The sequence below is a fragment of the Methylobacterium frigidaeris genome, assembly GCF_022179185.1.
Classification (GTDB): domain Bacteria; phylum Pseudomonadota; class Alphaproteobacteria; order Rhizobiales; family Beijerinckiaceae; genus Methylobacterium; species Methylobacterium frigidaeris.
Genome location: NZ_BPQJ01000382.1, coordinates 1 through 231, shown reverse-complemented (window position 1 = coordinate 231; position 231 = coordinate 1). Strand labels below are relative to the sequence as shown.

Genomic DNA, 231 nt, shown 5'->3' with positions numbered 1-231 from the left:
CACTTGGCGGGCTCCGACGAGTACCAGGCGATGAAGATCTCCAGGAGGTAGGTGTAGACCACCCCGAGGCCGCTGGCCAGGGTCACCTTGCCCATCCAGTCCAGGTGGCGCTCGGTGATGACCCCCTCGAGGCGGTACCACTTCCTCAAGGGGATGAGGAGGGTGAGGGCCATGGCGAAGCCCGAGTAGATGGCCCCGGCGGCGAAGAAGGGCGGGAAGAGGGTGAGGTGC

Annotated in this window: 1 pseudogene; it reads right to left on the bottom strand. The window is 66.2% G+C overall.

From position 1 onward, the window contains the following. Window positions 1-231, bottom strand: a pseudogene (locus MFF64_RS39225) (NrfD/PsrC family molybdoenzyme membrane anchor subunit); the annotation flags it as partial.